This window comes from Dechloromonas sp. ARDL1, assembly GCF_051122455.1.
GTDB lineage: Bacteria > Pseudomonadota > Gammaproteobacteria > Burkholderiales > Rhodocyclaceae > Azonexus.
Genome location: NZ_CP168939.1, coordinates 1,252,792 through 1,265,172, shown reverse-complemented (window position 1 = coordinate 1,265,172; position 12,381 = coordinate 1,252,792). Strand labels below are relative to the sequence as shown.

Genomic DNA, 12,381 nt, shown 5'->3' with positions numbered 1-12,381 from the left:
CTCCGCACCACTTCGGCGGTCGCCCGCCATTATTACCCAAGATTCCGAATCGCATGTCCGACTACTCAGCCTCTTCCATCCGCGTCCTCAAGGACCTCGAACCCGTCAAGGAACGTCCCGGGATGTACACCCGGACAACCTGCCCGACCCATATCGTGCAGGAAGTCATCGACAACGCGGCCGACGAGGCGCTGGCCGGTTTCGCCAAGAAGATTTCGGTACGTATTGCAGCCGACGGGCTGATCGAGGTTTCCGACAACGGGCGCGGCATCCCGGTCGAGATTCACCCGGAAGAAGGCAAGCCTGCAGTCGAGCTGGTCTTCTGCAAGCTGCACGCCGGCGGCAAGTTCAACAAGAAGGAATCGGGCAACGCGTATCGCTTCTCGGGCGGCTTGCACGGTGTCGGCGTCTCGGTGACCAACGCGCTGTCGACCCGGCTGGAAGTCGAGATCAAGCGCGGCGGCGGCGTGCACAAGATTGTCTTCGCCGACGGTTTCGTCGTCGAGCCGCTGGCCCGCATCGGGGAGGTCGGCCCGCGCACCACCGGCACGACGGTCCGCATCTCGCCTGACCCGAAGTATTTCGACTCGCCCAAGGTCAATCTGGGCCAGTTGGAACACCTGCTGCGCTCCAAGGCCGTGCTGATGCCCAATGTGACGGTCGAACTGGAAATCGAAGGGCAGGACAAGAAGGTTTGGTGCTACCAGAACGGCATGGCCGACTACCTGACCGAAATGATGGTCGGCACGCCGGTGGCGCCGATTTTCGTCGGCGAGAAATACGTCGAAGTCGAGAACGGCTTCGCAGTCGGCGAAGGCGCCACCTGGGCGCTGGCCTGGTTCGAGGAAGGCGGCGGCAAGCCGGAGAGCTACGTCAACCTGATCCCGACCCTCGATGGCGGCACCCATGAGGCCGGCCTGAAATCAGGCGTCTTCGAGGCGGTCAAGGCTTTCGCCGAGCACCACGCCATCCTGCCGGCCAAGGTCAAGCTGGCGCAGGAAGACGTCTGCGGCAAGATGACCTACCTGCTCTCGGCCAAGGTGCTCGACCCGCAGTTCCAGGGCCAGACCAAGGAAAAGCTGACGTCACGCGATGCCTACAAGCTGGTTGCCCAGATGGTGCGCGACCCGTTCGAATTGTGGCTCAACAACCACGCCGATTTCGGCAAGAAGATCGCCGAACTGGCCGTCAAGGCCGCGCAGAACCGCATGAAATCGACGCAGAAGGTCGAGAAGAAGAAATCCTCCGGCATCGCCACCCTGCCCGGCAAGCTGACCGACTGCGAGTCCGATGACATCTCGCGCAACGAACTCTTTCTGGTCGAGGGCGACTCGGCCGGCGGCTCGGCCAAGCAAGGCCGCGACAAGGAAACCCAGGCCGTGCTGCCCCTGCGCGGCAAGGTGCTGAATACCTGGGAAGTCGATCGCGACCAGCTGTTCAAGAACAATGAAGTCCATGACATCTCGGTCGCCGTCGGCGTCGATCCGCACGGCATCGACCAGATCGACACGGTCGATGTCTCCGGCCTGCGTTACGGTCGCATCATTGTGATGTCGGATGCCGACGTCGATGGCTCGCACATCCAGGTGCTGCTGTTCACGCTGTTCCTCAAGCACTTCCCGGCGCTGGTCGAGCGCGGCCACATCCATGTCGCGCAGCCGCCGCTGTTCCGCGTCGACGTCGAAGCCAAGGGCCATACCCGCAAGGTCTATTGCCTTGACGAAGCCGAAAAGGAACAGACCCTGCACAAGCTGCGCGAGGAAGGCGTGCCAGAACACCGGATTACGGTTTCCCGATTCAAAGGCCTTGGCGAGATGAACCCCGACCAGCTCTGGGAAACCACCCTCTGCCCGGACACCCGCCGCCTGGTGCCCTTCCAGGCCGAGCGCGAGACCATCAAACAGATGCATCGCACTTTCACATTGCTGATGGGCAAGGGCGAAGCCTCCGGCCGCCGCGCCTGGATGGAGAAGGATGGCGGCATGGTCGAGGCCGACGTCTGAGCGGAAACAGCTTGCAACACTTTCGGCCCTTGCAGAAATAGCTGGATTACATGTTTGCGCTTTAATCGATTCCAGAGCGGAATGTTCCGCCGGAAACGATCAAGGAGTGCATCATGTTGAAGAATAAAAAACTGCGTTTTGTCGCCGCCATGGCACTGGGTACCAGTATCGCGGCCCTCTCCGCCCCGAGCTTCGCCCAGCGTGGTGGTTGCATGGGTGACGGCCCGATGGGTGGCAAAGTTGCCGACGGCCGCTTTGCCGAGCGCATGCAACAACACCAGCAGCGTCTGCACGATGCCCTGAAGCTGGCGCCGCAACAGGAAGGCGCCTGGACGAAGTTTCAGGAATCCCACCCCTTCGCCGGTAACATCAAGCGCCCGGACCCGGTCGACATGGCCAAGCTGACGGCACCGGAACGCGCCGAGAAGATGCTGGAAATGCAAAAACAGCATCAGGACGCCATGGGCAAGCACGTCGCCGCGATGAAGGATTTCTACGCCCAGCTGACACCGGAACAGAAGAAGGTTTTCGACGAGCACAACATGATGGGCAAGCGCGGCCAGCGTGATGGCATGCGTGGCCCCGGCCCGCAAGGCCCGGCCAATCCGCCGCCTACAAACTGACCTAGCATGCAGCCTAAAGGCCGGTTGACTCCCAACCGGCCATTTTCATGAGCATCGTCGCGATACCCCGCTACGATTCGTTACGCAACGGAGCGCTCGGCCAAGGCTAAAATCGCGCTCTTTCATTCGTACTTGGCGCATTGTGCTTATCTCCGCCCTCCGCAAATCCCTATCGCTCTTCGCCCTGGTTATCGGCGTACTGACCTTGCCCGGTTGCGCCGGCCTGATGGGAAAATCATCGCCCGCCCAAGCTGCCGCTATCGCGCAGAAGCCCAAAATCGGCCTTGCCCTCGGCGGCGGCGCGGCACGCGGTTTCGCCCACATCGGCGTGATCAAAATGCTCGAATCGCACGGCATTTATCCAGATTACGTGGTTGGCACCAGTGCCGGCGCCGTCGTTGGCTCGCTCTACGCGGCCGGCTACGACGCCTACGCGATGCAAAAAATCGCCCAGCAGCTCGACGAAAAGGTATTCGCAGACTGGACCCTGGGTGGACGCGGCCTGCTCAAGGGCGAGGCCTTGCAGGAATACATCAACCAGCACCTCAACAAGCGACCGATCGAAAAGCTCAACCGTCCCTTCGCCACCGTCGCCACCGATCTCAACACTGGGGAGCGCGTCGTCTTCCGCACCGGCGACACCGGCATGGCGGTACGCGCCTCGGCCGCCGTGCCGGGTGTCTTCCAGCCGACGCAGTTCCGTGGTCACAGCTATGTCGATGGCGGGCTGACCAGCCCTGTACCGGTCCAGGCTGCCCGTGAGATGGGCGCTGACATCGTCATCGCCGTCGACATCTCGTCGAAACCCGAGGGCCAACCGACCGACAGCCTGACCGGCATCATGTGGCAGACGACAACCATCATGGGCGGCGCCATCGCCGCCAACGAACTGCGCGGCGCTGATATCGTCATTCGACCCAAGCTGCCCTACGTCAAATCCTGGGACTTCACCGCCCGCAACGACGCCATGCTCGAAGGCGAACGCGCCGCCCAGGCTGCACTCCCTGCCATCAAGCAGAAACTGGCACGCTGACGGCGAGGCGTTGACAGAAAATCAAGCAAGAAAGAGGAAATTCATTCGTCATTGAGATATCCTGTCGATTTTTTGAATCAACAGGTATTCATCAGACGTGATCAGCATCTACCAGCTCAAGCCGCGCTTTCAAGGCCTGCTCCGTCCCCTGGTCGCTTATCTGGCCTCCCGTGGCATCACCGCCAATGCCGTCACTCTGGTAGCCATGACAATCTCCCTTGCTACCGGTACTTGGCTATTTTTTGCTGGCACAGCACAGCCCGCCTTTTTTCTGCTGCTCCCCTTGTGGATGTTCTTGCGCATGGCACTCAATGCCGTAGATGGCATGCTGGCCCGCGAATTCGGTCAGAAATCGAATCTTGGAGCCTACCTCAACGAACTCACCGATGTCTTTTCCGACGCCGCCCTCTACCTGCCATTCGTCCTGATCGCACCATTGGGCTGGGGCAGCGTCGGCAGCATCATTTTTCTCTCCGCCGTTTCCGAGATGGCCGGTGCCCTCGGTCCCATGGTCGGCGCTCCCCGCCAGTACGATGGTCCGATGGGCAAGAGCGACCGCGCGTTTCTGTTCGGAGCTCTCGGCCTTTGGCTTGGGCTGGCCGGCAGTCTGCCGGAGTGGATTTTCTGGCTCTTCCCGATCGTAGCCGCAGCCATTCTCCTCAACATCGTCAATCGCATTCGCAGTGGCCTGGAGGCCGTATCCCAATGACCCGCCCCGTAGAAGAACATTTTTTTTCCACCCACGACGGCGAATCCCTGTTCTATCGCCGCTGGCCCGCCACCACCCCGACGCGCCGCGGCGCCGTGGTCATGTTCCACCGCGGCCACGAGCACGGCGGGCGCATGGCCCACCTGGTCGACGAGCTGGACCTGCCGGAATTCGATTTCTACGCTTGGGACGCGCGCGGCCACGGCCATTCCCCCGGCCCTCGCGGTTACTCCCCCAGCTTTGCCCACTCGGTGCGCGACGTGCAGACCTTCGTCCATCACCTGCGCGACACCTGGGGGCTCGCCGAGGAGGACATGGCCGTCCTCGCCCAGAGCGTCGGCGCCGTATTGATTTCCACCTGGGCACATGATTACGCGCCACGCGTGCGCTGCCTGGTTCTTGCCTCGCCGGCCTTCAAGGTCAAGCTCTACGTGCCCTTTGCCCGTCCCGGTCTGGCCCTGCAGCAGAAACTGCGCGGCAATTTTTTCGTCAATAGCTACGTCAAATCCAAGTTCCTGACCCACGATCCGGCACGGCAGGCTTCCTACGACAGCGATCCGCTGATTTCGCGCCCCATCTCGGTCAATATCCTGCTCGCCCTCTACGCGGCGGCTGAGCGCGTGGTCGCCGACGCCCAGGCCATCACCATTCCCACCCAACTGTTGATATCCGGTGCCGACTGGGTGGTGCATCATGGCCCGCAACACCGTTTTTTCGACCGCCTGGGAACGTCGATGAAGGAAAAACACGTCCTCGACGGTTTCTACCACGACACCTTCGGCGAAAAGGAGCGCAAGCAGGCCACCGACAAGGCCCGTGACTTCATCCTTCGCCAGTTCGCCACCCCCTGGTCGCGTCCGGATCTGCGTCAGGCTCACCGTCGGGGGCCAAGCTTCGACGAAGCCCAGGCCCTGGCGGCCCCCCTGCCCCTCTTCAGTCCGAAGGGTCTCTACTGGGCCGGCTACCGGGCCAACATGAAGCTCGGCGGCGTGCTTTCCGAGGGGGTCGCCCTTGGGCACCGGACCGGCTTCGACTCCGGCAGCACTCTCGACTATGTCTATCGCAACACCCCGGCCGGCCTGGGCCCGCTTGGCCGTGCCATTGATCGCCAGTACCTCGACGCCATCGGCTGGAAAGGCATCCGCCAGCGCAAGGTGCACATCGAGGAATTGCTGCGAGCTACCCTGGAGCGCCTGCAAGCCGAGAAACGCCCCCTGCGCGTCCTCGACATCGCCGCCGGTCACGGTCGCTACGTACTGGAGGCCCTGACTCAAGGGCCGCGGCCCGAATCCATCCTGCTGCGCGACTTCAGCGAACTCAACGTTAAGCAGGGCAGTGCGCTCATCACCGAGAAAGGGCTTGCCGATATAGCCCGCTTCATTCAGGGCGATGCCTTCGACCGGGCCAGCCTCGCTGCCGTGACGCCAAGGCCCACCGTCGGCATCGTCTCCGGCCTCTATGAACTGTTCCCTGACAACGATGCCGTCGCCACATCCCTGGCCGGCCTTGCCGACGCCGTGGAACCTGGCGGCTACTTGATCTACACCGGCCAACCCTGGCACCCGCAGTTGGAACTGATCGCCCGCGCCCTGACCAGCCATCGCGGCGGTCAGGCCTGGGTGATGCGCCGTCGGACCCAAGCGGAGATGGATCAGCTGGTAGCCGAGGCCGGTTTTGACAAGATCGAGCAGCGCATCGACGAGTGGGGCATTTTCACCGTCTCCCTGGCGCGGCGCCGGACGGCATGACCTCAGCAACAATACCCCTAGCCCCCCCCTTGCCGTGGCGCCGAAGTATTGCCTGGCTGCTCTTTCTTGGCCCCTTCTTCTTCCTCAGCTACGGTTTCGCCAACCACCTGGCGGCAGAGCGTGCCGTGGTGGACAGCCTGTTCTACGACTGGGAGCGGCATATCCCCTTCCTGCCTTGGACCATCCTGCCCTACTGGTCAATCGACTTGCTCTACGGCCTCTCCTTCCTCTGCTGCCGTGATGCCCGCGCTGTGGACCGCCATGCCCTGCGCCTGCTCTCCGCGCAACTGCTGGCGGTCGCCTGCTTCCTCGCCTTCCCGTTGCGTTTTGCCTTCGAGCGCCCAACATCCGACGGGCTGTTCGGCGCCCTCTTCGACGCTCTCAGGAGCTTCGACCAACCCTACAACCAGGCGCCTTCGCTGCACATTGCCCTGCTCATCCTCATCTGGATACAGTTCGCCCGCTTGCCGGGAGGACCGATTTTGCGTCTCGTCATTCACGGCTGGGCGCTGCTCATCGGTATTTCGGTGCTGACTACCTGGCAGCACCATTTCATCGACGTGCCGACGGGTGCTGCGCTCGGCCTCTTCTGCCTGTGGCTGTGGCCGGAAGCCGGAACCTCCCCCTTCGCCGCCGCCAACCCCATCCAGGCCCCTCGCCGCCGGCTGGCCGTGCTCTACGGGGTCGGTGCCGCCCTTGTCGGGACAAGCATCGCATTCATCGACAGCGCCGCCCTATGGCTTGGCTGGCTGGCCATCGCCCTGGCGCTAGTCGGCTGGAACTACGCTTGGTGCGACGCCGCCGGCTTCCAGAAGCAGGCGGGGCGGCACAGCCTGGGCGCGGCCCTGTTGCTGGCCCCCTACACCCTCAGCGCCTGGCTCAATTCGCGCTGGTGGACCCGGCGCCGGCCGGCACCCGACTGTATCGTCGATGACGTCTGGCAGGGGCGTCTGCCCACCTCGGCCGAAATGAAGGCGGGCGGCTTCACCGCCCTCTGCGATCTCACCGCAGAATTGCCGGCGCCCTTCGGTCCCTGGCGCTACGTATGCCACCCCTGGCTAGACCTGGTAGCGCCCACGGCTGAGCAACTACTGGCTGCCGCCCGCAGCATCGAAACACTGCATGGCCGGGGCCCGGTGCTGGTGGCTTGCGCCTTGGGTTATTCGCGCAGCGCCGGGGCGGTAGCGAGCTGGCTGCACCTTACCGGCCGCACCGAAAGCATGGCCGCAGCCCTGGCCCTGCTGAGCGAGCGCCACCCGGCAGTGGTTGTTACCCCCGGCCTGCGGGCCGTTCTGGCCGAGGTCGAAAGCCTCATCGCCCAGGGCGGCAGCCATGCCTGAACAGCGGCGTTCCCCCAGCGAGGCAGCCGCCCAGGCGGCAATAGCAGCGGCCTTGCTCGGCCTTGGGCGGTCGTTGGAGCGCGGCAGCCTGCTGCTCACTGCCGCCGCCTTCGTCGCCCTCGTCGCCGTACCGCTTGCCATCCTACCTCGTCTATGCCTCTGCCTGGCGGTAGCCGCCGGCCTCGCCGCGCAGTTCTTCGCCCTGCGCACCGCTTTCGACCAGCCTCTTTTCGCCGCCTGGGCACACCGCTGGCGAACCGCCGAAGCCGACCCGGAGGATGACCTGATCACCTTCGACAGCGCCCTCGCCGCCGCCGGCCTGCGCCCCACCGCCACCGGTCCGCTGCGCCCCTTGATCGAGCGTATCGCCGGCGCCCGCCGCCTGCTGCGACGCCAGGGCTGGTGCTGCGGCGTGCAAATCGCCGGATGGCTGGCCGCCTGTCTGACCATCGCCCTGACTTCCTGATTTCGCCGGAGACCCCGTCCATGATCTTGGAACGCGTCGTCGCTGCCAGCATCTGCAATTTCGCCAAGCTCCTCACCGGCGTGCGCGCCCGCTGGGCCGGCGGACTCCCCGACGACAAGGTGCGCATCTATTACGGCAACCATCGCAGCCATGGCGATTTCGTTCTCATTTGGGCGACCCTGCCCAACCGGCTGCGAACAAGGACCCGGCCGGTGGCCGGTTCGGACTATTGGCTGACGAGCAACCTGCGCAGCTACATCATCAACCGCGTCTTCCGCGGCGTGCTGGTCAACCGCCAAGGCGGGCGGGCCGCCGACCCCATCGGCCACATGGGTGAGGCACTGGCAGCGGGCGATTCCCTCATCCTCTTCCCGGAGGGGACGCGCAATCTGGGCGACGGCCTGTTGCCCTTCAAGAGCGGTCTGTTCCATCTGGCTCGCGCCAACTCTGACATCGAGATGATCCCGGTATGGATCGAGAACCTGGGACGGGCCATGCCCAAGGGTTCCCTGATACCCCTTCCGCTATTGTGCTCCCTGACTTTCGGCCCGCCTGTCACTCTGGCGCCAGATGAGGACAAGGAAGCCTTCCTCGCCCGGGCTCGCCAGGCCCTCATCGATCTGGCGCCACCTGCCGACTAACCCAACTGATGCAGCCCCTGACCATGTCCCCTTCGGAAACCCTGATTGCCCTCTTTGGCGGTGTTTTCGCCGTCCTTGTCGTAGCCAGTCTCATCGGCGGCGCCTTGCGCTGGCGCCTTCAGCCCGGCCAGTCCTCCGCCGTCGTGGATAACCTCAATTCCCGCATCAAGGCCTGGTGGTGGATGATCGGCCTCCTCGCATTGGCGTTCTGGGGTGGCAAGAACGGGGTCATCGCACTCTTCGCCTTCATTTCGTTCCAGGCGCTGCGCGAATTCATCTCGGTCACCCATACCCGTATCGGCGACCACCGAGCCCTGCTCTGGTGCTTCTTCTGCTTTCTGCCACTACAGTACTGGCTGATCGCCATCGACTGGTACGGCCTGTTCTCCATCCTGATCCCGGTGTACGCCTTCCTGCTGCTTCCCATTTCCGCAACTCTGGGAGCGGACACCACCCGCTTCCTGGAGCGAGCGGCCAAGGTACAGTGGGGGCTGATGATCTGCGTCTACTGCATCTCCCATGTGCCCGCCTTGCTGACTCTGGAGATTCCCGGTTTCGCGGGCCGCAATCCGCAACTAATCGTTTTCTTGGTGCTGACGGTGCAATCGAGCGACGTTTTCCAGTACGTATGGGGCAAGCTCTTCGGCAAGCATAAGCTATCTCCGGAAATATCCCCCTCCAAAACCCTGGAGGGACTGGTCGGTGGCGTACTGACGTCCACCGCCGTCGGCGCCGCTTTGTGGTGGATAACCCCCTTCAACGTCTGGCAGGCAGCTTTCATCGCGCTCGTCATCAACATCCTCGGCTTCTTCGGCGGCTTCGTGCTGTCAGCCATCAAGCGCGACCGTGGCCTGAAAGACTGGGGCGCCATGATCGAGGGGCATGGCGGCATGCTGGATCGCGTCGACTCGATCAGTTTCTCGGCACCGATCTTCTTCCATATCGTGCGCTACTGGTGGGTACCGGGCTGACCCGGCGCGCGGAATAAGCCCCAAAGCCTTGCCGATTTCTGCCAGAATTTGGGTTTCAGCACTCATCCAGTGGATTCACCATGACCTACAAAGTCTTTGTCGATGGCCAGGAAGGCACTACCGGCCTGCAGATCAACGAATACCTCGCCCAGCGCAGCGATGTCGAAGTCCTCAAGATCGACGCCGACAAGCGCAAGGACCTGGCCGAGCGCAAGCGCCTGATCAACGCCTCCGACGTGACTTTCCTGTGCCTGCCCGACGAGGCGGCGAAGGAGTCGGTATCACTGGTCGACAACCCGAACACCTGCGTCATCGATGCCTCGACCGCACACCGCGTCAATCCGGCGTGGACCTTCGGCCTGCCGGAACTGGCCAAGGACCAGCGCGCCAAGATCAAGGCCTCCAAGCGCATCGCCAACCCGGGCTGCCACGCCACCGCCTTTATTCTGGCCCTGCGCCCGCTGGTCGAAGCCGGCCTGCTGCCGGCCGCCACGCAGATTGCGGCCAACTCCATCACCGGCTATTCCGGTGGCGGCAAGTCGATGATCGCCGACTACGTAGCCGCTGAGAGCGACAAGGCCCGCCTCAAGGCACCCCGCCCCTATGCGCTGGCCCTGGCCCACAAGCATCTCCCGGAAATGCAGGCCTATACGGGACTGACCGTGGCCCCGATCTTCCAGCCCATCGTCGGCCCGTTCTACAAGGGGCTGGCCGTGACCGCCTATATCCATCCACAGCAGTTCAGCCGCCAGGCGACGCTGGCCGATGTGCAGAAGATCATTGCCGACTACTACGCCGGCGAGCGCTTCATCAACGTGCTGCCGGTCGATCTTGGAGTGACTACCGAAGGAGGTTTCTACAACGTCGAGGCCAACAACGATACCAACCGAGTCGACATCGCTGTCTTCGGCAACGAAGAACGGATGATGCTCATCGCCCGCCTCGACAACCTCGGCAAGGGCGCCTCCGGTGCTGCGGTACAGGCCATGAACGTGCACCTGGGCGTCGAAGAAAGCCTCGGCCTGGTTTGAGCCGGTAGTTCCCAGACAAAAAAGGGCGGCCAATTGGCCGCCCTTTGCTTTTCTCCGTCGCCTTATCGGCCGTTACCGAGTCCGTCGGCGTAATCGCGCGCATATTGCAGGCTGGCCTGCTCCAATACCTGGGCGATGCGTTCGCTACTGGAGGCGACGTGCTGGGCCGACCTGCTCTCCCGGCGCTCGGCCTTCCCCAGTTCGGCGATGGCGCTTTCAAAGAATATCCATTGATTCCGGGCCAGGCCGATAGCCTCACGGCTCGCCTGCGAATTCTCGCGTGCCGCATCCAGCTCGCGCAAACCGCTGGCGAACTCCTTCCGCGCCTGCTCGATATCGACCGACACGCCCTGTGTGAGCTTGCCGTCGTAGGCCTGGAGGTAGAGACGCGCCAGGCGCTGCGATAGCATGTTGAGACGCGACGAGAGGTCGAGTAATCGACCGACCGGTGTTTCGCTCTCACCTTCGATCAACATGGCCAGTTTTCCGGCATGCGTCATCAGTTCATCGGCAAGCTGGCCGACTCGCTCGGCAGAAGCGGAATCCGGGGCCTTCTTGAGCGATGCGCGCATTTCCTGCCATAGTCCTTCACTGCGCGCATAAGTGCGCTGAATGCTGGATTTCCGGGCCTGGCGCGAGAGCCGCGCGAATTCGGCATCGACATCGCCGATGCCGGCATCGATCTGTTGTCTGGCCGCCCCTCCATTCAGCCCGATTCCGGATTGCCAATAGAGCTTGGCCAGCCGCTGCGACTGCATGCGCACTCTGCCTGCACTCGCGATGTCCTGGGCAAGCGTGGCAGCATCGCTCTGTTTGACTGAGGAAACGGGCTGGGCAAGGGCATGGGAGGCAGGCGCGACGATGAGCAACGACGACGAAAGTAAAACGGCACCGCTAAAACGGATGAGACCAGACAAGGGCATGTCGAAACACTGTGATGATGAGAGGAATTCGCATTGGACCACCTCAATGTTTCAGCGCTTTGACATGCGAGCAGCATCCCCTATCATGGAACACCCAGCAAGGAACCATCAGGACGCCGCAATGCCCGCCAAATCAACCAAATTCTGCCTTGGTGCCTGCATTGCCGCAGCCCTGATGCTATTCGGCACAAGCGCATCCGCTCAATCGATATTGATCGACAGCCGCAGCGCAACCTACGGCGATCCGTGGCCGGCCAGCAGCAAAGGCCCCACCGCCACCATCCTCAACACCCGGACGCTGGTCACTTTCAACAGCCTGCCGGCCGAGGGCGACTACGAAGTGATCGGCCGCATCGAAGTCTATTCGCGCTGGTTCGGCAGTACGCGCAAGGCGATGACCCTGCTCGGCGAAAAAGCGCGCAGCATGGGCGCCAACGCGGTGGTCGAAACCGGCGTCTGGCTGGCCCCGGCCTTCCCGGCCACCGTGACGCCGCACGGCACCGGCATCGCGGTGCGCATCAACGATCACCAGCTTCTCGAAAGACTGGCTGATTCCTCCAGCACATGGGAGTGAAAATGGCTTACGTCATCGGACACATCACCGTCAAAGACCCGGTCAAATGGGCCGAATACCGCGCCCAGGTACCGGCCACGCTGGCCCCCTGGCAGGCCGAACTGGTTTTTCGCGGCGAACGGCTGGCCGTGCTTGCCGGCGCGCATCGGCACACCGATACCGTGGTCATTCGCTTCCCCTCCCGAGAGGCCATCGACGGCTGGTACGACTCGCCGGCCTACCAGGCGTTGATTCCGCTGCGTCGGGAAGCGGCCGATCTCGATCTGGTCAGTTTCGCGGAAAGCTGAAGCGGACCCCGTCCCGTCGTCGGTTGATGGCA

13 protein-coding genes are annotated in these 12,381 nt (G+C 63.1%); 12 read left to right on the top strand and 1 reads right to left on the bottom strand.

From position 1 onward, the window contains the following. Window positions 1-53: 53 nt before the first annotated feature. The 10 genes from parE (at window position 54) to argC (ending at window position 10,565) form a co-directional block, all read left to right on the top strand. Window positions 54-2,003 (top strand): DNA topoisomerase IV subunit B, encoded by a 1,950-nt coding sequence (gene parE / locus AB6Q56_RS06180; RefSeq protein ID WP_434516219.1) that lies wholly within the window; start codon window positions 54-56, stop codon window positions 2,001-2,003. A 113-nt stretch (window positions 2,004-2,116) separates the two neighbouring features. Then, window positions 2,117-2,626, top strand: coding sequence for a Spy/CpxP family protein refolding chaperone (locus AB6Q56_RS06175; protein WP_434516218.1), 510 nt, complete (start codon window positions 2,117-2,119; stop codon window positions 2,624-2,626). A 142-nt stretch (window positions 2,627-2,768) separates the two neighbouring features. Beyond that, on the top strand, window positions 2,769-3,659 hold the full coding sequence (locus AB6Q56_RS06170; protein ID WP_434516217.1) for a patatin-like phospholipase family protein: 891 nt from the start codon (window positions 2,769-2,771) through the stop codon (window positions 3,657-3,659). Window positions 3,660-3,756: 97 nt separating this feature from the next. Then, window positions 3,757-4,368 (top strand): CDP-alcohol phosphatidyltransferase family protein, encoded by a 612-nt coding sequence (locus AB6Q56_RS06165; RefSeq protein ID WP_434516216.1) that lies wholly within the window; start codon window positions 3,757-3,759, stop codon window positions 4,366-4,368. Beyond that, window positions 4,365-6,116: a bifunctional alpha/beta hydrolase/class I SAM-dependent methyltransferase gene (locus tag AB6Q56_RS06160; RefSeq protein WP_434516215.1), complete on the top strand. Its 1,752-nt coding sequence runs from the start codon at window positions 4,365-4,367 to the stop codon at window positions 6,114-6,116. The genes AB6Q56_RS06165 and AB6Q56_RS06160 overlap by 4 nt, the downstream gene beginning before the upstream one ends. Then, the gene (locus AB6Q56_RS06155) at window positions 6,113-7,456 is read left to right on the top strand and encodes a phosphatase PAP2/dual specificity phosphatase family protein (protein ID WP_434516214.1); all 1,344 of its coding nucleotides are present in this window, start codon (window positions 6,113-6,115) and stop codon (window positions 7,454-7,456) included. Before AB6Q56_RS06160 ends, AB6Q56_RS06155 begins: the two co-directional genes overlap by 4 nt. Continuing rightward, on the top strand, window positions 7,449-7,922 hold the full coding sequence (locus AB6Q56_RS06150; RefSeq protein WP_434516213.1) for a hypothetical protein: 474 nt from the start codon (window positions 7,449-7,451) through the stop codon (window positions 7,920-7,922). Before AB6Q56_RS06155 ends, AB6Q56_RS06150 begins: the two co-directional genes overlap by 8 nt. Window positions 7,923-7,942: 20 nt before the next feature. Further along, window positions 7,943-8,563 carry a lysophospholipid acyltransferase family protein gene (locus AB6Q56_RS06145; RefSeq protein WP_434516212.1) on the top strand — a complete coding sequence of 207 codons (621 nt, stop codon included), beginning with the start codon at window positions 7,943-7,945 and terminating at the stop codon, window positions 8,561-8,563. A 23-nt stretch (window positions 8,564-8,586) separates the two neighbouring features. Next, a complete protein-coding gene (locus AB6Q56_RS06140) occupies window positions 8,587-9,534 on the top strand; it encodes a phosphatidate cytidylyltransferase (protein ID WP_434516211.1) in 948 nt (315 codons plus the stop codon). Between the two features lie 80 nt (window positions 9,535-9,614). Beyond that, entirely contained in the window at window positions 9,615-10,565 is a 951-nt protein-coding gene (gene argC, locus AB6Q56_RS06135) for an N-acetyl-gamma-glutamyl-phosphate reductase (RefSeq protein ID WP_434516210.1), read from the top strand. Window positions 10,566-10,627: 62 nt separating this feature from the next. On the opposite strand, the gene AB6Q56_RS06130 is transcribed toward argC, so the two are convergent. Next, entirely contained in the window at window positions 10,628-11,323 is a 696-nt protein-coding gene (locus AB6Q56_RS06130) for a hypothetical protein (RefSeq protein WP_434516209.1), read from the bottom strand. A 286-nt stretch (window positions 11,324-11,609) separates the two neighbouring features. Here AB6Q56_RS06130 and AB6Q56_RS06125 point away from each other — a divergent pair, with 286 nt between their 5' ends. Both AB6Q56_RS06125 and AB6Q56_RS06120 read left to right on the top strand, forming a co-directional pair. Further along, window positions 11,610-12,062, top strand: coding sequence for a hypothetical protein (locus tag AB6Q56_RS06125; protein WP_434516208.1), 453 nt, complete (start codon window positions 11,610-11,612; stop codon window positions 12,060-12,062). Next, on the top strand, window positions 12,059-12,349 hold the full coding sequence (locus tag AB6Q56_RS06120) for a DUF1330 domain-containing protein (protein ID WP_434516207.1): 291 nt from the start codon (window positions 12,059-12,061) through the stop codon (window positions 12,347-12,349). Before AB6Q56_RS06125 ends, AB6Q56_RS06120 begins: the two co-directional genes overlap by 4 nt. Window positions 12,350-12,381: the final 32 nt, after the last annotated feature.